This is a genomic window from Pseudonocardia sp. ICBG601, assembly GCF_020496245.1.
On the sequence record NZ_JAHLJA010000182.1, the window covers coordinates 1 to 18,169 of the forward strand.

Genomic DNA, 18,169 nt, shown 5'->3' on the forward strand with positions numbered 1-18,169 from the left:
GAACTCGCCGCTGTGGTCGCCGACGGTTTCCAGAGCCGCACTCATGGTCTGGCCTCGCACGGCTTCCGCACCGACCACGCCGACCGTCAGGCCGGTATGCGGTGATCGGATCGGGCCTGGTCAGCACGGTGGTGTCGGCGGTGACGTCGCTGGCGGTCGCGTTCACTCCGGCCGCGCCTGTCCCGGCGGACGCACGAGTCGAGTGCGGCTGGCGTATCACTGCGGTGCACGTCCTGGCCGAACTCGACGGCGATCGTTCCGAGCGGGCGCAGATGTGGCGGGCGGCGTTGACCAGCGTCGGCGCCGACCAGCCCGGCTTCATCCCCGCGGCCTGCTATCAGCAGCCCGACACCACCACACCCGGGAGCCACCCGGATGATCATGAAAGCGGATCCACCGAGCATCCAGCACAGACCGGACAGACCGGACAGGACGCGCAGGGCGGTTCTTCTGCGCTGCCGGGCGTGCCCGACCAGGGCGACACCGCAGGTGAGGTGTTCGGCTGGGGTGCCCCGGACGTTGTCGACGACTTCACCGGCACACAGCTGGGGCCCGGCTGGAACGCCTACGACGGCCCCGGGCATGCCGGGAACGGCACCCGCTCCCCGGCCGCGGCGACCGTCGCTGACGGCATTCTGACGATCGACGGGACCGGGGACGGCACGACCGCCGGCCTGGCCTGGACCGCGCACTCCCAGAAATACGGACGGTGGGAGACGCGGATGCGCGCACCTACCGGTTCGCCGTCCTACAACGCCCTCGCGTTGTTGTGGCCCACGCAGGAGAACTTCCCGGTCGGCGGGGAGATCGACTTCGCCGAGATCATGGACCCAGCCCGGGACAAGATCGAGTTGTTCTTGCACTACGGCGCGGACAACTCCCAGGTCCACGGCGAACTCAAGATCGACGCCACCGAGTGGCACAACTACGCGGTCGAGTGGACACCGGAGGGTGTGACCGCGTTCGTCGACGGCCGCGAATGGTGGAAGACAGAAGACACCTCGATCTTGCCGCCCGGCCCGATGCACCTCTGTTTGCAGCTGGACTGGTTCCCGCGCGGAGACGGCGAGTCCGGGCGGATGCAGGTCGACTGGGTCAAGCAGTGGGGCCTCGCCGCCGGTGAGGGCCCGTCCACGACCTCCGGCGGCAGCGCCGGCTCGACCGACGCGGACTCCTCGACCTCGATCACCGACAAGATCAACAACGTGGGCAGGTCGTAGCCGCCCACTGCCTACTGTGCTCGCTCGTTTTCTGGCTCGTCTGCTCCCCCGCTGACCTGGAGGATTTCCCCGAATGTCTCCACGACCGAGACTGTCTCGGCGGCGTGCTGCGCGGCCGTCGTGGGCCGACCACGTACCGCGCCGACGCCTGCCGGACCGTCTGCTTCCTGCCCGGGCGCCGTCGACGGCGCCGGTGGTGGTGCGGCGCTCGGCGGTCGCGGTCCTGACCGCGACCGCGCTACTCGGCGGCGGCGGCTACGCCGTCGCGGTCGTCACCGACCCGGAACGGCGCTCGGTGGCGGTGCTCGGGCTGACCGCGAACGGCGACTGCGACCAGAACATCGCCGCCCGCCAGCATGCCGCCGCCACCGAGACCCGCGCCCAGGCGCGGGCGCTGCTCACCGAGCTGTCCCTGTCCGCCGACCCGGCCGACCACGCCCTCGCCGAACAGATCACCGACCTCGGATTCCGCCCCGCCACACAGTCGGTCGAGTGGCGTCAGCACGCCGTGGACGTCTCTGACCAGCTTCACCACCTGGACAGCGCTGATCCGCAGGTCCGCGAGGTGGGTGTGCGCCTGGCCGCGGCCGGGCTCGGTCCCACCCCGGCCGACCTGACGACCCCGCCTCCGCCTGCGGCGGACCTCGTCGACGACACCGCCGCCGGCGCCGCGGCCGTTCTCGGCGCGGTCGACCAGGCCCGCGCCGCGGTCACAGCACCAGCAGCACCGACGGAACGGGTGGAGCGGCCGCGGGCCGCGGCGCCGCCGGTCCCGGCGGCCTGCACCGACCAGCCCCGCCCGGCCACGGCGCCGGCGGCGCCGGGAACACCGCCCGCGGGGGAAAAGACCGCCGCGGCACGGCCCGCACCGACTGGTGAACCGGCGGCACCGGCCGCTGCTGCTGCGCTGCCTGCCCCAGCCGCACCCACCACGACACCACCGACGCCCACCGGCCCCAACAGCAGCAGCGACCGGGCCACCGACAGCCGGGACACGACCGATCCCGCCCCGAGCAGCGCGCCGACCACGCCCCGAACCTCAACACCCGCGACCTCAACACCCGCGAACTCGACACCGGCCACCGCCCCGCGTTCGACATCGTCGAACACCGTCGTCACCGACGTGCAGACCGGCCCTGGACAGGCCTCGTCGTCGGAGGACGCTGCGGCGGCGCGGGAGGCGATCGGGATGGTCAGCGACCTGCTGTCGGCGATCGCCACCTCCGGTGACGCCGATGCCACCCAGCTCGGGGCGACCGTCCTCGACGCCCTCGACCGTGATCGCCTCGCCGCGCTGGGCGCCGACCCGGCCGATCTGGACGCCCTCGACCACCTCCGCGCCACCGCCGACAGCGACCAGCCCACGGCGGGCACGGCCCCGACACCGAAGCCGCCGTCGGAGTCAGAGTCAGAGGCCGGTGAGGTCCGGCCCGGCGCAGCGATCACCCGCACCCAGACCAGCAGAAACGGCAGCACCGCCGAGGCCACGTCCAGTTCCGCCGCTACCGAGAGCGGCGCTGGTCAGGACACCAGCGCGGGTCAGGACACGAGCGCAACGCCCGAGACCCAGACCAGCAGGTCGGGAGCTGTGTCGGCGAGTTCGGGAGCGGTGTCGGCGGGCATCGAGAAGCTGACCGCGCAGGCCCGCGCCGCAGCCGAGGTCGACCCGGTCGCCCAGGACCTCCTCGACGCCCTCGACCGCACCGCCGGCCCCAGCACCGGTGCCGGCACCGGTGTGAAGGGCAGCCGCACGACCAGCACCGACAGCGGCACCGGTGCCGCCGGGAACGACACCACCGGAGACGCCGCTGCTGGTGAGCGGGCCGAGGACGGCGTGGCCGCTACCGATGACCACGCCGCTCGTGGCGGCACTGCTGGTGAGCAGCCGCGTAGGGCCGGGGTGAGGGCCGAGCCGCCGCCGGTGACAGACGGAGGAGTCGCAACCTCGGCGGCGAGCTCGACCTGGGACAAGCTAGCCCACTGCGAGTCCGGCGGGAACTGGAGCACCAACACGGGCAACGGCTACGCCGGCGGCCTGCAATTTTCCCCGTCGACCTGGCGGGCGTTCGGCGGCGAAGGCGAAGCGCACGAGGCCAGCCGGGAAGAGCAGATCGAGGTCGCCAAACGCGTGCAGGCCGTGCAGGGCTGGGCGGCGTGGCCGGCCTGTTCGAAGCGACTCGGGCTCCGATGACCGCCGCCACCAACGCAACCGACGGCACCGACGACCGCGCCGTGGAAGGTCCCGGCCTGCCCGCGGCCGGTTCGGCGGCGCGGCCGCGGTCGGTCCCGCAGCTGTGTCACCTGCTCGGTACCGCCGCCCGCCGAGGCGGCGGGGCGGGCCTGGATGCAACGGATGTGGAGATGATCGTGGATTTGACCGCCGTCGCCGCGGCCCGTACCGCCCGCGCCGGTAGTCCTACCGACACGCTCGCCCTGGCTGAGCAGATGGGCGCCACGGTCGCCGCCGTGACAGCCCGGGCCCGGCAGGTGTGGCCCGACCACGTCGGGGCGGCGGACTGGACACCGTTCGGCGCGGTCATCCCCGTGCTGGCCGGGTCCCCCGCCGCGGGGGCATCGACGGTCGCCGCGGCGATCACCGACATCGCCCACCAGGACAAACGCTGCTGCCTGCTCATCGACGCCGACGATCCGGCCCGGGCCGGTCTCGCTCAGGCCGCCGGCGCGGACGGGCCGTGGACCCGCCCGGTCACCGACCAGGTCCAGGTCCGCTACAGCTGGCGCGGGGGCCGTCCCGGCACCGGTGCGCTGCTGGCCCGCCTCGACACCACGCTCCCCGGTGTGACACCGGGGATGGTGCCCGCGCCGCCGGACTGGCTCCCGTCCCCGCCGCCGCGACCGCTGCACGTCACCGTCGCTGATCTGGGCAACGGCGGCTGGCGGGCCGCAGCGTCGGTGACCTCCGGTGCCGGAGGCTGGCTACGCGGCGGGGAGCCGATGCCGCGCCCGGTGCTGGTCGTGCGCGCTACGCGGCCGTCGCTGCGCGCCGCCGAGCAGGTCCTGGCCCGCCACGACACCTGGGTACAGGCCGGTGTCGCGGCACCGGTGTGCGCGCTGGTCGTCAACGGCGCCAAACGCTGGCCGGTCGGGATCGACGGCGCCACCGGGCCACGACTGTCGACGCTGCTCGATGACGCGGTGTTCATCCCACCGAACGCCGCGGTCGAAGCCGACGGTGTCACTCCCGACCTGCTACCGGACAAAGTCACCGACGCACTCCGACCGCTGCTTGCCTCCTGGGGCGTGATCGACCTCCTGGCCGGGTCGGCCGCCGCCCGCGACACCCCAGGACCAGGCCGAGGACCAGGCCCGTGACCAGCACACCGCCGTTGACAGCTGGTTCCCGCCGTGTCCGTGTCCGTGTTCGCTGCGCTGAGGAGCACCCCCGTGTTGAGAACTATTTCCGATAATGCTGTGTGGTTCAGTGCCGGCCGGTTCGGCGCCGGGTGGTTCGGTGCTGGGCTTCCGGGTCAGCAGCCGCCGCCTGCGCCGCCGCCGGCCGGGCAGGAACAAGGCCTGCCGCAGCTGCCGACGGTGGTACCGAGGCCGTTGCCCGGCCGGTTCGGTGACACCGCCGACTACCTCGGCGGTGTCATCATGTCGCTGGCCGGCTGGTCGGTGCCGGTCCTGTTCTTCCTCGGTGTCCTGACCATCGGCGCCGGACGACTGTGGGGCAATCGGATCGCGGCGACGATCGGTGCCGGGATGGTCGGCACCTCGGTCTTGGCCGGTGTGCTCTGGGCGTCCGGCCAGAACCTGCTGAAGACGATCGCGACCGGGGACTTCGGATGACCAGCCCGTCTACGCCGCCGGTGGTGCGGGAGCCGAACCGGCGCCGCGGCTACGCGATCGCCGCCGGAGTCGGCGTCCTGGCGACACTGCTGGTCGCCGGCCTGGCCTACACCGTGACGGGCTGGATCGGGGTGCGGGACGAACCCGCACCGGCTCCCGCCGCACCACCCGCGGCGGCAGGTGTGGAGGCCCGGGAGTGGGCCTCGGAACAGGAACTCGCGGCCGCGCCGATGCTGGTGCTGCCGGAAGCCGCGAGCCAGCCGCACACGTTGACCACCGAGACGGCCGGGCCGCCGATCACGCTCCCCGCCCCGGGGCGTGTGGTGGGTGTGCCGTTCCCCGACAGCTTCCCCGCGACGCCGGAGGGCGCGATCGCGCAGCTGGTGGCGATGTCTCAGGCCGGGATGCTCGGTGGCGACCCGGCCGACTACGCCCGCGCGTACGACTCGATCGCGGAGGCCGGGGCGCCCCCCGGGAGGGGCGCGTTCCTGTCCTGGATCCTGACGAACTTCCGGAAGAACGCCGGGCTCCCGGCACATGGGCCGAAGCCCGGGATGTCGATCACCTGGACTCCGGCAGAGGCGCTGGTCAAGGGCCAGGTCGGAGATCGGTTCGTCGTGGTCTGTGTGCTGGGTGAGTTCACGTTTGACTTCAAGGGCCAGGTCGTGTCCGGCGGGATGGGCGACTGCGAGGCGATGCGCCGCGTCGCGACCGCCGACGGGGAGCAGTGGCGCATCGCGCGGGCCCCCAGCGCGGAGCAGGCTCCGTCGCCGTGGCCGGGGACCGCTGAAGCGGTCGCCGCCGGATACCGGGCCATCGCTCGATGACCCCCGCCAAGAGTTCCGAGGGCACCGGGCCTGAGCTGCTGGCCCGGTGGCTGGCACAGCCACCTCCCGAGCCCGCGCCGCCCCCTGCTCCTGAACCAGATTTCTGGAGCAGTGCGTGGGGCATCGCTACCGATCCCGGCGGCGCCTTGTCCACCGCGGCGACGGAGTACGTCAAGGCCGGTGTGGTCGGTGTCCTGGAGTCGGTGTGGACGGCCGGTTTGGCGATGCTGCGCGACACCCTCGCCCTGATCGATCATCTGACGCGGTTCGATCTGGTTGCGTTGTTCGCTCCGGATCGCGGTCTGGGGCAGGTGTGGCCGGCGTTGTGGTGGCTGGCGATCCTGGTCGCTACCTGCGTGTTCTTCTCCCAGATCGTGGCGGTCGTGGCCCGGGGCGGGTGGGGGGCGTCGCGGTTGTTGCTGGGACCGGTCCATTTCGGGATCGCGCTGGCCTTCATCTTGTCGTTGTCGGCAGGCTGGTCGCCGCGGCGGACGGGATCGCCCGCGGCCTGCTCGATCTAGCGTTGGGCTCACCGGATTTCGCCCGGGTGCTGGACCCGCCGCCGGCCGACCCGGACGCCCCGGCGGAGGAGCCGGTGACCGGTGTCGGGGCGATCTTCATCGACAACCCGGACCTGGGTGAGGGCCTGACGGAGATGACGAGGGCGATCATCATGGCGATCGCTGGGGCGCTCGGGTCGGCGGCGTCGGTCGGTTTCGCGTTCGAGATGGTCGTGCGCCAGGCGATCATCGTCATGTTGATTGCGGTATCGCCGATCGCGGCGGCGGGGTTGTTGTCGGGGGCGACGTCGGCGTGGTGGTGGCGGACCGCGCGGTGGCTGGCTGCGGCGATCCTGCTGGAACCGGCGTTGGCGTTGCTGCTGGTCATCGGTGTCGGGATGCTGGGCAGCGCCTCCGGTGTGTCCGGGGTGTTGGCGGGGGCGGTGACGTTGCTGGCGGCGGTGTTCTGCCCGTGGGCGGCCTACAAACTTCTCGCGTTCGTCGATCCGGCGACCGGCGCGGGCATGGATGTGCGGGCGGTCATGGCGCGGCGCCCGGCCCCGGCGGGGGCGGCCCGCCCCGGTGGTGTCGCAGCCGAGGAAGCGCATACGGGGCGGTTCGCCGACCACGCCCGCGCTCAGGCCGGTGGGCGTGGTGGTGTCGCGGCGGGCGCGGTGCGGGCCGGCCGCACGGTCGGCGGGGCATTGTCGGCCGGCTATCACGGGGTGGCGGCGGCGGGGGAGTACGCCGCGGGCCGGTTGAACCAGCAGGCCGCCCAGACCGGTGTCGGGCACGGCGGCGGCTTCGTGCTGCGCCACACGCCCAGCGTCCGCCCGTCCCCGGTACCGGCCCGGCCGGCGGCGGCGCCCGATGTCGGCCACGGCGGCGCCCCGCCGCAGGTCACCCCGCCTGCTCCTGCTCCGGCGCCGGAGCTGGGCCGGGCCGCGACACGTGACCAGACCGACCGAATCCCCGACACCGGCAGCGGCGCTGGTGGCGGCGCTGGTGGCGGGGATTCGGGTGGCGCTGCGGGTGGTGAGTCTGCGCAGCGGCGGCGTGAGCTGGACCGGCTCGCCCAGCAGCAGGAGCGGGCCCCGCGCCCGGCGCCGGAGACCGACCGGCGCCCACCCAAGCCGCCACCGACCACACCGCCGCCGCCGTCCACGACACCGCCGTCCACGACACCGCCGCGGCCGCGGCCGGACACCGGGAGCGACCGATGACCACGACCGATCCCGGGCGGATGTATCGGAATCTGCACCACCGCGAAGGCGCCGGATGGCTCGCGGGCCTGTCGACCGGTCAGGCGGTCGTGGTCGGGCCGCGTGTGTGCCGGTGGTCGTAGCGGTCGGGGCGGGGCGGTGGTCGGCCGCGTTCGGCTGGCTACTGGTCGCGGCCGGGGTGTGGGTGTTGGTGACGGTCCCGATCCGCGGCCGGCCCGCACTGTTCTGGCTGGTTGACCTGTGCATGTTCACCACAGGAGTCGCAATGAGCTGGTCCCCCTGGCAATCCCGCGCTGCGGCCGGGCGGGCCGAGGACCCGGCCGCCCCGGACCTGCCGGGCGTGTTGGCCCGGTTCCGCTTCCACGACGGCCCCCCGCTCTCGGACCAACGCCTGTGCCTGATCCAGGACAGCGTCGACGGCCGGTGGGCTATCACCGGGCGGCTCACGCACTCCGGGGTGGCGATGGCGTCGGCGGGCGAGTCCGAGGGCCTGGCCGCGCAGCTCGGGACGATGTTGATCGGCGTCGCGCACCGCGAGGTCATCGACCGAGTGTCGCTGCTGGTGCGCACCGTCCCCGATGACGGCACCGACTATGCGTTGTGGCGCGAACAGCACGAGGTCGCCGACGCCCCCGAGCTGACCCGGCAGATCGCCGCGGAGATCGACCGGACTGTGGCCGCCGCGTCGGTGCGGACGGAGTTGTTCGTGACTGTGTGCGGGACCGAGCACTCACTACGCCGGGCGGCGAAAGCCGCCGGCGGCGGCGTGGCCGGCCGCGCGTATGCCCTCTACCGCGTGTTGGACGGTGTCGCCGACGCGCTACGCGGCATCGGCGTCACCGACGTGGCATGGTTGTCCTCCGCCGCGGTCGCCGAAGCCGTGCGGACGGGTTTCAATCCGGCCGCCGCAGCGCATCTGCGGCATCAGCAGCTGACTCGCCCGGACCGGGCCGGGCATCTGTCGTGGTCGATGGCCGGGCCGGTGCTGGCGCCGACCCCGGCGGCGCGGCATTACGCCCACGACGGATTCGCCACCGTCGCCTACGCCGTCCAGCCACCGGTCGGCGGCACGAGCTTCGGGTCCCTCGGACCGCTGCTGGCGGTGCGGCGGGCGGGGGAGCGGCGGTCGTTGCAGATCCACTACGAGGTCCTCGATCCCTCCCATGCCCGACGGCATGTGGCGCGCACGAGGTTCCGCGACACCCTGGTCGCGGATCTGAAGGCCGCCCGCGGGTTCGGCACGACGGTGGAGGACCAGCAGCGTCACGCTGGTGGGCACGCCCACGAGGCCGCGGTCGCGGCCGGGCACGCCCTGGTCCGCTACACCATCGCCGCCGCGACCACGGTCCCGTCGGACTGGGCGGACTGGGGCATCGAGGACGCCGCGGCCGGGATCGAGAACGACGCCGCGGACCGCTTCGGCCTGCTGCGCCTGGAACTCACCCAGGACGCCGCGTTCACCGCGGCATGCCTGCCCGTCGGCTACGGCCTCCCCGGTCTGCCGAACCGGCGGTGGCAACGATGACCCGGCTCAACAGCAGGATGTTCACGCGGCGGCGGCGGAGTGTGCCGGTGTCGCGTAGTACCGGCGAACTGCTGACCGCGTTCACCGACCTCACCACCGAACAGCTCACCGTGACTGCGGCGCCGGAGACCGGCCGCCTCGACGACGGTGTCGCCTGGAACCTCGACCCGCGCCGCGGACACCGGGAGCCCGGTCGGGGCTGGGCCCCGGTCGACGCCGCCCGACGCCTACCGGTGTTCCGGGCCACCACCGACCAGATCGGTGGGCTGTTCCCGCTGCTGGCCGCGCACGGTGTCCCCGCGGTCGGCGCCCGGATGGGTTATGACGTCTCCACCGGCGGCTCCTTCTACACCCACCCGCCCGAGTGGGTCCTGAGAAAGATCGTCACCAACCCGAACATGATGATCTTCGGGAAGCCCGGGCGGGGGAAGTCGTCGACGGTGTGTGCGTTCTGCCTGCGGATGATGCCGTTCGGCTTCAAAACCCTCATCAGTGGTGATCGGAAGGGCGAGTACACGCCGGTGCTGCGCGCACTCGGGATCGAACCGATCGCGCTCGGCCCCGGGTCACCGCGCCGCCTCAACGCCCTGGACCTCGGGCCACTACGTACGTACTGGCCGGCCTGGAGCACCGAGCGGCAACGCCGCGAACTCGACGTGATCCTCGGCCGCTGGAACCGGCTGCTGCTGTCGCTGGCCGCGGCCCAGGGCCACGTCCCGTCGGTGACCGACGAATACGTCCTGCACGCGGTCCTGCGCCGCCTGCTCGGCGCCGATGACACCACCGACCAGCTCCGCCCGGTCACGATCCCGCAGGTCACCGGCCTGCTCGCCGACCCCGACACCGACTTGTGGGCCGGGACCCGGTTCGTCGACCGCACCGAGTTCACCACGCAGACTCGGGCGGTCACCGACGCCCTGTCGAACCTGGTCACCGGGCCGCTGGCCGGGCTGTTCGACGCCGAGACGAACTTCGACCTCGACTGGGACGCCCCCATCCAATCCATGGACCTGTCCCGCCTCGACCCACTCGGCGACAAAGCCATGAACGTCGCCCTGACCTGCCTCGGGATGTGGTCGTCGATGCTCACCACCCTGCACAACACCGTCGACAACACCGGCACCGGCGGGGCGGGTGGGGCGCCGCGGATCGTGGTCCGCGACGAGGTCTGGCGCCAAATGGGCCTGGGCCTACGCGCAGTCCAGGCCATCAACGCCGACCTACGCCTGTCCCGCAGTGATCGCACCATCCAGTTATTGATCATGCACCAGCCGTCCGACCTCCACGCCGTCGGCGCCGCCGGATCACACGAGGCCGCGATCGCCCGGGACTTCCTCGCCCTGTGCTCGACGAAAATCCTCCTCGGCCAATCCGACGCCATCACCGACGACCTCGCCGACCAACTCGGCCTCTCGACCACCGAGCAGGCCGCGATCACCGGATGGGCCATGCAAGCGCAAGGCCGCGCACTGTGGAAACTCGACAACCGCCCCGGCATGAAAATCCAAACCGTCCTGTCCGCCACCGAAAAAACGATCTTCGACACCGACGCCGGAATGCGCACCGGCCCTCGCGTCGAGGCCCTGACCAGCACCGATACCACCGGAAGCCCGGACGATGACCTCCCGCGCGCCGACACCGGCGACCCCACCGGGATCGCCGGTGTCAACGACTCGTTGACGGAGGAGTCGTAGTGGGACGGGGCGTGCTGGTCGCGGGCGGGCTCGGGTTGTCGGTGGTGCTGCTGGTGACCGCCGCGATCGGCGGGCTCGCCGTGATCGCTGTGTTGGGGATCGCCGGGGGCCGGTTCGGCTGCGGACCCGACGGTGGGCTCGGCGGCGGGGCGCAGTCCGTGGACGGTGTCGAGTGGACGGGCGAGCAGACCGAGAACGCGGCCACGATCGTCGCCCGCGTCGTGGAACGACAACTACCCAGAAGAGCGGCGGTGATCGCGCTCTCCACCGTCATCGTCGAATCCCGGCTGGTCAACGTCGCCTACGGCGACCGCGACTCCCTCGGCCTCTACCAGCAACGCCCGTCCCAGGGCTGGGGCCCGCCCGCCCGGGTGCTCAACCCGGTCGCGGCCACCGACTCCTTCCTCGACCGCCTCATCGCGCTGCCCGGATGGCACACCATGGCACCGGGGACGGCGGCGCAGGCGGTGCAGCGCTCAGCGTTCCCGGATCGCTACGCGCCTCAGGAGGGCCCGGCCGCAGCGCTGGTCGACCAACTCTGGGTGGGTGCGGACAATCCCGTAGAGCTACCACGCGGCACCGACAGCTCAGTCACCACGAACGCACAACTCGCCGCGAGCGTGTATGCCTGCCCGGACTCCGGCGGCGCCGGAGTGCCGCTGCCGACCGGACCGGTCGACCCGAAGAAACTCCCGGCCGGGTTCACCCCGCCCGCCGACCCGGTCGCGCGGGCGGCGGTCGGCTACGCCCTGGCCCAGCTCGGGAAACCGTACGTGTGGGGAGGGACAGGCCCGGACGGGTTCGACTGCTCCGGACTCATGCTCGCGAGCTGGGCCGCTGCCGGTGTCGCGCTCCCAGCAGGGACGGTCAGCCAGAAACACGCCGGGACATCGGTCCGCATCCAGGACATCGCGCCCGGCGACCTGGTGTTCATCCCGGGCTCGCTCGGCACAGCCGGGAATCCTCGGCACAACGGCATGTATGTCGGACACGGCCTGATCGTCAACGCCTACGACACCACCCGCGGCGTCGTCCTACAGCCACTGTCCGACTGGGCGGACAAGGTCACCCACATCCGCCGCGTCCACACACCAGCAATCGCACCGGCGGGCACACCGGCACCGGCTGTTGCGACAGGAGCGGCCTCATGACCCGCCGCCGACGCACCGCCGTCTGCGTGGTCGCGCTCGCCGCCACGCTGGGCCTCAGCACGGGTGAGGCCGCCGCCGCAGCCACGGTAATGAGAACGAAGTCCGCAGCCGCCGCAGCGGCCCCACCCGAGCACCGTAACGCCGACCAGGACGAGGCCCGGAACGAGGGCGGTTCACCGGTCGGGCGGTGGGAGACCCAGCAGCGCCCGCAGCTCCTGCAGGCGTTCCGCGAACACGTCTACGGCCGCCCGCTGCCCCACCCGGACGCGGTCACCTACGACGTCACCGACCTCGGCGCTACCGGTGACGGGGCGGCCGGGCAGAAGGTCGTCATCGCCGTGACCGGCCCGGCCGGGACCGCCCGGTTCACCCTGCGCCTGTTCACACCGGCTGGGCGAGAGGTCCGCGGGACGTTCCTGCTCATCGACCACCGCTCCGCGGTAGACGACACCGGCTCCACCAGCGACTACGCCCCGATCTCCCAGATCGTCGGCGCCGGCTACGCCCTGGCCGCCCTCGACGCAGGCGAGGTCGCCCCGGACGACCCCGGCCGGTTCCGTGACGGTGTCATCGGCGCCTTCCACCACCCAGACGCCGAGCTGCCCGACAACGCGGGCCGGACGATCGCCGCGTGGGCGTGGGCCGCGTCCCGAGCGCTGGACTACCTCCACACCGACGACGCCACCGCCGTCGGGGTCGACCCCGGCCGGGTCGCGGTCATCGGGCACTCCCGCGGTGGGAAGGCTGCGCTGTGGGCCGGGGCGCAGGACACCCGGTTCCCCGTCGTGGTCTCCAACAACTCCGGCGCGGGCGGGGCGAAACCCGCCGACACCGGCCGCGGCGAATCCCTCGACGCCCTCACCTCGGCGTTCCCGCACTGGTTCCCACCGGTCTACCGCGCCTACGCCGACCGGACCGACACTCTGCCCATCGACCAGGACCAGCTCCTCTCGCTCGTCGCACCGGGCCGGCTGGTCGTCGCGAGCGCCACTGACGACGCGACGGCCGACCCGCAGGGCGAACACGCCGCCTACACCGCCGCCGAGCGCGCGTGGGCGCTCTACCAGCTCCCCGGCACCGGGCTCCCGAACACGGCGTGGCCACCAGCGACCGACCGGCCGTATCGCGGGCCCGGCATGTCCTACCACCTACGCACCGGTAGCCACGGCCTCACCACCGACGACTGGCGCTTCTACCTCGACGGAGACCTCTTCCGATGGTGACCACCATCCACACACAACCCGACACAACAGGACAAACCCGGACAGAAGACGACAGGGCCGGTGAGGTCGTGTCGCTGTTCTACGTCGTCCCGGACGACCAGCTCGTCCCCGACCTGCACCCACACCTCGGGGCCTTCCGCCGTGGGGAGCACGTGTTCGCGACCGGCTACCTCATCGGGCTGCTCGAAGCACCGTGCCTGACCTACCTGTGGCGCCGGGCCCGGGCCGGGCAGGCCCCGGTCGGGACCCGGGTGGAGGTGGCGCATCGGGCGCCGGCGATCCCCGGGGACCGCCTCCACGTCACCGCACGGCGCACCAGCACGACCGGCAACAGATCCGTGTTCGCGGTCACCGCGCACGACCAACACGGGGTCCTGGTCGCCGACGGCCACGTCACCGCCCAGCTGGTCGACACCACCACGTTCCGGGCTCGGCTCCGCCACCGCGCCACCGGGCGGGCGGCATGAGCCCGTTGACCAGCCAATTCACCGACCCACAAGGAGGACCGGCAGTGATGAGACGACGACACGACCACCGGGGCGGCACCTGGCGCTGGCAGCAACGACAGCGACCTGCCGCCACACCCACCGAGGACACCGAAGCAACCAGCGCCGCCGAGTCCCGGGGCGAGTACACGACCGGACAGCTGACCTGGCGCCTGGGCGAACTCGGCTTCACCCCGCCCCGCCAGGCGCGCACCGACAACGACACCGCACAGGACGGAGACGCAGCAGCATGACCAACTATCTGACCTTCCCGACCAGCGCCGCGACGACCGACGTGAACGGCCTGCGGTGGGACAACACCGCTGGTGGCTACCGGTGCCCGACCTGCAACCACGAGCCCCGGACGCTGGCGTTCGGCATGGTCGAGGCGCTGGTCTGTAGCGATTGCGCGACCTACTGGCTGGCGCCCGCCACTGACGGGCGCCGGGATCTGGAGGCCGCCGCGGGCGACTACCTCGCAGCGGGATGCCTGGACAGCGACCTGGCCAACTCCGGTGACGGCGCCGCCGCGGGCGGGGCGGTCTCGGCTGCGGCGCGGGCGGCGTAGGCCCGGTGGACCAGCACGATCCTGAAGTAGGCGGTGCGGGCGGTCCTGACCGGACCCTGGCCCGCTACTGTCTGCGTCCAAGTAATGACTGCGGCACCCTGTTCTTTTCCGAGATTCCGGGTGCCGCAGCCACCGCACTCAGCGATTGAGCAGGAGCACTGTATCCATGGCTGCAAACCGAGTCGACCTCGACCTCGACCTCGACCTCGACCAGCGGTACTCGTCGGTAGGTGCTTCGTCTTCTGCTGCTGGCCTGCGTGATCGCGGTGGCGCACGGGCGGCGGCGGTGGCGGCTCGCGCCCTGTCGATGCCCGGGTCTCGGCGCGAGCGGGACGTGGGGGATGAGTACCTGCCAGGTCGGAAGTTCCCGTACACGACGGTCGGGGACTGGGTGGCCCTGTCCGGGGTGTCACCGCGGGCGATCCAGGCCTATGTGCTGCTCCGGTCGTTCGTGAACACCCAGCGCGGTGATGAACGGGCCTGGCCGGGGCAGCGGCTCCTCGCCCGCGGCCTCGGGGTGTCCAAGGCCCACACCGTGGGCGCGGCGATCGCCGAGCTCGTCGAGATCGGCGCGGTCGATGTCGAGACCGTCGCGACCGCGACCGGGCGCCGCAACATCTACACCGTCCACGAGGCCCCACCGCCCGGCTACACCGGCCTGGCCAGCACCCAGGAACTCGCCGCGCTCGTCGCCGCCGAGGACGCCGAAGCCACCGCGAAGGCCCTCGCCGCACGCCCCGCCGGACCCCCGCCACCAGCGGCCGAGACCGCCCGCTCCTGCCCCGCCACGAACCGCGCCACGAACCGCGCCGCGACCCGGGCGCGCCGCCGCACCACCGCCGCCGTAAGCCACGACACGACCCGATCCGGTCAAGAACCCGCAGGTCGCAGGGGGTATGCCGCAAAATCGGCAGATCCCCCAAACGGGGGACACGACGAGTCGTTAGCATTGGGGGGATATGCCGATTTTGCGGCAGATGGGTCTGCCGAAAAACCGGCACAGAACGACCCGAAGTTGAACGACCCGAAGGGGGGAGGGCGCGAGCGTGCACGAACCGCTCGGCCGCCGAGGTCTCCGGGCCCGTCCACGCCCCCCCAGAGCCCTGCACTCGAGCCAGGACCCGCACCCGCGGCGGAGACGGCCGTGGCGCAGTCCCCGATCGCGACCCCGGCAGCAGACGGCGCTGAGGCGGCACTGGTGAGCGAACTGGGAGCGGTGACCGCGGCACTGGCCCAGGTCGCCGCGCAGCTCTCCACCACCCTGGCCGCGCACCCGACCGCCGCACCGCTCCCGACCCCGACCGGCGGCGCGCTACCCGCGATCGCTACCGCTCCGGACCAGGCCCGGCCCGACACCTGGAAATGCGCCCGGCACCTCGCCGCACCAGATCCCCAGGATCGGCCCTGTGGCGGCTGTGGAGCGGTCCGCCGCCACCACGAGGCACTCCGAGACCTCCAGGTCGCCGAAGCCGCTCAGAAGCGCTCTGAGACCGCGCAACACGCACGCCGGCAGATCGCCGACTGCACCGAATGCGACGAGTACGGCTACGTCCTCGACCCGCACGACCCCGCCGGCGGCTCCTACGACCCACCACTGCGCTGTCACCACGACCGCCCCGCCACCGACCGCATCACCGAAGACGAACAACGCCGGGCCACCCAGGCCGCCGCCGCGCAGCCCTACCAGCGCTCGGCCGCCACCCTCGCCCTGATCGAGTCCACCCGTGTCCACCTCCTGAACCGCACCAGCACCCGCACCAGCACCCCGGCCACGACCGGCCGGCGGCGACTCAACCCGAAAGCATGGCGATAACCAGACAAACCGGACACAATCGGGCAAACCCGACATCCGCCGGCGGGTGGTGCCCGGTGCACGGAAGACGCTGCCGAGCCGAAGACGGTGTCGAAAACGGTGCTGCCGCGTCGCTTCCGGTCCTCACCCGCCGAGGGCGGGCTGCGGTCCGGATCGACTTGCCCACGAACCCAGCCGCCGCCGGCCAGAGCAGCAACGCCGCAGCACCCGGGACCTGCTCACACGACCACGTCACCTGTCGCGCACAGTGCACACATGAACACACCATGCAACGATCCCCGTGGCGATCGGCTGCCCTGGCCGACCTGGATGTCCGGACCCGACCGCGTCGCCGCTGAAGCCGCGGCTACCGCCGACACGGTGGTGTTCAACCGCGCTGCCCTGCATGACGACCTGGCACACGACCACCGTGCCCGGCCTCGTGCCGCAGCTCAGCCGCCCACGAGGACCGCCACGTCATCGGCTGCCACGTCATCCACGGCCCGGCCGGACACCGGGCCGTGGCTCACACTCATGGTCCTCGGCCTGGTCATCGTCGCCGCGATGCTCACCATCACCGTGATCTGGAACTGAAGGTCTCCGCTACGCCGGGCCCGCCACCGGGCTGCTGCCCGCTCCTCGACGGCGCGGTCAGGCCGGGACCATCCGCGCGTCCACCCGACCAGACCGAGCAGCCGCACCGCCGGATGCGCCGGCGCGCGGCGCGGGGAGGCCGTGTTCAGCGGGCGGGAGCATTCCGCGGTCGCGCAGGCTGCGCTTGGCCTTCGCAGCGGTCCGGTTCCCGCCGATCATCCGGTCGACCTCCGACAACGACAGGTCCTCCCCACGCGTCCAGGCCGCAACGAACAACGCCTCGGCCTTGGCCTGCTTCGTCTCACCCGCCGCAATCTCGACACCAACACCAGTCCGCTGGCCCACACCCACGCCCACGCCCACGCCCACGCCGTCGCCGCAGCCATCGGTCTCGGCGGAGCCGGCTCGCCGCACCGGGACCGGTGTCACCACAGGCAACGGGGCCGTGTCGCCCTGGCCGCCGGCGCTCGGGTCGTCATCGGCCGGATCCACCGGCTGCACCGGCAGCGCCGCCGCCGCCGAGGCCTGGGAGCCCTCAGCACGCTCCCCGCCCGACGCAGCGACTGCGCCGTCGCCGTCGGGCGAGGCGTGGCCGGCGCGGCCGCTCGGAGCTGTCCACCGAGGCGCGGCAGCAGCGACGGTCCGCGTCGCCGCACGGGCCGCCGCACGGGTGGGCCGCAGCACGATCGCGATCAATTCCAGACTGATCGCGAACGCCACCGGCGGGAACAACGCCACCATCCACGCCGCCACCGACGCCAAATGCGATCCGGTACGCGCCCATTCGCTCTCCGGGACGACAGACGCGGCGTTCGCCAGCAACGTCACGAACATCCCGAACGCGAATGCCGCCCACGGCCCGAACCCGACCCGCTCCCCCCGCGTCCGACGTGACCACACCACCACCAACGCCGCCGCGAGGAGCCCGTCCACCGACAGCGGCAGCCAATACGCCAACGCCGACCCCGGATTGAACCGGGCCGCGACCTCCTGCAAATGCCAATACGACGCCACCGCCGCCGGAAGACCCACAGAACCCACCACAAGCACCGCAAGAACACGCGGCCACACCGACGCCCACAAACCCGGGCGAACACGACCCGACTGCGGTGGGCTCTCCTCCGAGATCGGCTGCTGCTCCCGCCGAGCCCACCGCTCACCGACAGAGCTCTCGCCACCCTCGCCGATTCCGCTCATGGGCCTGAGTTCATGAACAGTCATGACCGATCCCTCGTCTCTGCCGCGCCAGTGGTGGCACACACGACATTACACGACCCCGCCGCCCATGAATTCACTGGCGGCCGCGAGGCAAAGAACAGAGCAGCCCGAGACAAGGAAACCCAGACCCAAGCTCGGGAAGCTCGATAACCGACGCGAAGAAGAGCGACCGTCCAGTCTGCCGCGCGCCCGGCCCGCGCCGAGGGGGTGCGCCCGGTTCTGGGGGGGGTGCGCCGAGGGGGTGCGCCGAGGGGGTGCGCCGAGGGGGTGCGCCGAGGGGGTGCGCCGAGGGGTGCGCCCGGTTCTGGGGGGGGTGCGCCGAGGGGGTGCGCCGAGGGG

16 protein-coding genes and 1 pseudogene are annotated in these 18,169 nt (G+C 72.4%); 16 read left to right on the top strand and 1 reads right to left on the bottom strand.

Annotated features, from left to right (window positions below; genetic code table 11):
- Positions 1-101 precede the first annotated feature (101 nt).
- From KPL57_RS58400 to KPL57_RS58475, 16 genes and pseudogenes are all read left to right on the top strand, one after another.
- Positions 102-1,220 (top strand): glycoside hydrolase family 16 protein, encoded by a 1,119-nt coding sequence (locus tag KPL57_RS58400; RefSeq protein WP_226358651.1) that lies wholly within the window; start codon positions 102-104, stop codon positions 1,218-1,220.
- 1,921 nt (positions 1,221-3,141) lie between these two features.
- Positions 3,142-3,402, top strand: a pseudogene (locus KPL57_RS58405) (transglycosylase family protein); the annotation flags it as partial.
- A 5-nt stretch (positions 3,403-3,407) separates the two neighbouring features.
- The gene (locus KPL57_RS58410; protein ID WP_226358652.1) at positions 3,408-4,553 is read left to right on the top strand and encodes a hypothetical protein; all 1,146 of its coding nucleotides are present in this window, start codon (positions 3,408-3,410) and stop codon (positions 4,551-4,553) included.
- A gap of 99 nt (positions 4,554-4,652) precedes the next feature.
- Positions 4,653-5,030: a hypothetical protein gene (locus KPL57_RS58415; RefSeq protein ID WP_226358653.1), complete on the top strand. Its 378-nt coding sequence runs from the start codon at positions 4,653-4,655 to the stop codon at positions 5,028-5,030.
- Positions 5,027-5,857: a hypothetical protein gene (locus KPL57_RS58420; protein WP_226358654.1), complete on the top strand. Its 831-nt coding sequence runs from the start codon at positions 5,027-5,029 to the stop codon at positions 5,855-5,857. Before KPL57_RS58415 ends, KPL57_RS58420 begins: the two co-directional genes overlap by 4 nt.
- Complete coding sequence (locus KPL57_RS58425; RefSeq protein WP_226358655.1) at positions 5,854-6,378, top strand: hypothetical protein; 525 nt, start codon at positions 5,854-5,856, stop codon at positions 6,376-6,378. The genes KPL57_RS58420 and KPL57_RS58425 overlap by 4 nt, the downstream gene beginning before the upstream one ends.
- 26 nt (positions 6,379-6,404) lie before the next feature.
- On the top strand, positions 6,405-7,580 hold the full coding sequence (locus tag KPL57_RS58430; protein ID WP_226358656.1) for a hypothetical protein: 1,176 nt from the start codon (positions 6,405-6,407) through the stop codon (positions 7,578-7,580).
- Between the two features lie 112 nt (positions 7,581-7,692).
- Positions 7,693-9,105, top strand: a complete 1,413-nt coding sequence (locus KPL57_RS58435; protein WP_226358657.1) for an SCO6880 family protein — start codon at positions 7,693-7,695, stop codon at positions 9,103-9,105.
- Positions 9,102-10,799, top strand: coding sequence for an ATP-binding protein (locus tag KPL57_RS58440; protein WP_226358658.1), 1,698 nt, complete (start codon positions 9,102-9,104; stop codon positions 10,797-10,799). The genes KPL57_RS58435 and KPL57_RS58440 overlap by 4 nt, the downstream gene beginning before the upstream one ends.
- A complete protein-coding gene (locus KPL57_RS58445; protein ID WP_226353128.1) occupies positions 10,799-11,950 on the top strand; it encodes a C40 family peptidase in 1,152 nt (383 codons plus the stop codon). Before KPL57_RS58440 ends, KPL57_RS58445 begins: the two co-directional genes overlap by 1 nt.
- The gene (locus KPL57_RS58450) at positions 11,947-13,173 is read left to right on the top strand and encodes an acetylxylan esterase (protein WP_226358659.1); all 1,227 of its coding nucleotides are present in this window, start codon (positions 11,947-11,949) and stop codon (positions 13,171-13,173) included. Before KPL57_RS58445 ends, KPL57_RS58450 begins: the two co-directional genes overlap by 4 nt.
- A 68-nt stretch (positions 13,174-13,241) precedes the next feature.
- Positions 13,242-13,640 carry a hotdog domain-containing protein gene (locus KPL57_RS58455; protein WP_226358660.1) on the top strand — a complete coding sequence of 133 codons (399 nt, stop codon included), beginning with the start codon at positions 13,242-13,244 and terminating at the stop codon, positions 13,638-13,640.
- A gap of 47 nt (positions 13,641-13,687) precedes the next feature.
- Positions 13,688-13,912 carry a hypothetical protein gene (locus KPL57_RS58460; RefSeq protein WP_226358661.1) on the top strand — a complete coding sequence of 75 codons (225 nt, stop codon included), beginning with the start codon at positions 13,688-13,690 and terminating at the stop codon, positions 13,910-13,912.
- The gene (locus KPL57_RS58465) at positions 13,909-14,226 is read left to right on the top strand and encodes a zf-TFIIB domain-containing protein (RefSeq protein ID WP_226358662.1); all 318 of its coding nucleotides are present in this window, start codon (positions 13,909-13,911) and stop codon (positions 14,224-14,226) included. Before KPL57_RS58460 ends, KPL57_RS58465 begins: the two co-directional genes overlap by 4 nt.
- 166 nt (positions 14,227-14,392) lie before the next feature.
- Positions 14,393-16,039: a hypothetical protein gene (locus KPL57_RS58470; protein ID WP_226358663.1), complete on the top strand. Its 1,647-nt coding sequence runs from the start codon at positions 14,393-14,395 to the stop codon at positions 16,037-16,039.
- 255 nt (positions 16,040-16,294) lie between these two features.
- The gene (locus KPL57_RS58475; protein ID WP_226358664.1) at positions 16,295-16,612 is read left to right on the top strand and encodes a hypothetical protein; all 318 of its coding nucleotides are present in this window, start codon (positions 16,295-16,297) and stop codon (positions 16,610-16,612) included.
- A gap of 57 nt (positions 16,613-16,669) precedes the next feature.
- Here the strand turns inward: KPL57_RS58475 and KPL57_RS58480 are convergent, their stop codons facing one another.
- Positions 16,670-17,833: a DUF2637 domain-containing protein gene (locus KPL57_RS58480; RefSeq protein ID WP_308253184.1), complete on the bottom strand. Its 1,164-nt coding sequence runs from the start codon at positions 17,831-17,833 to the stop codon at positions 16,670-16,672.
- Positions 17,834-18,169 lie beyond the last annotated feature (336 nt).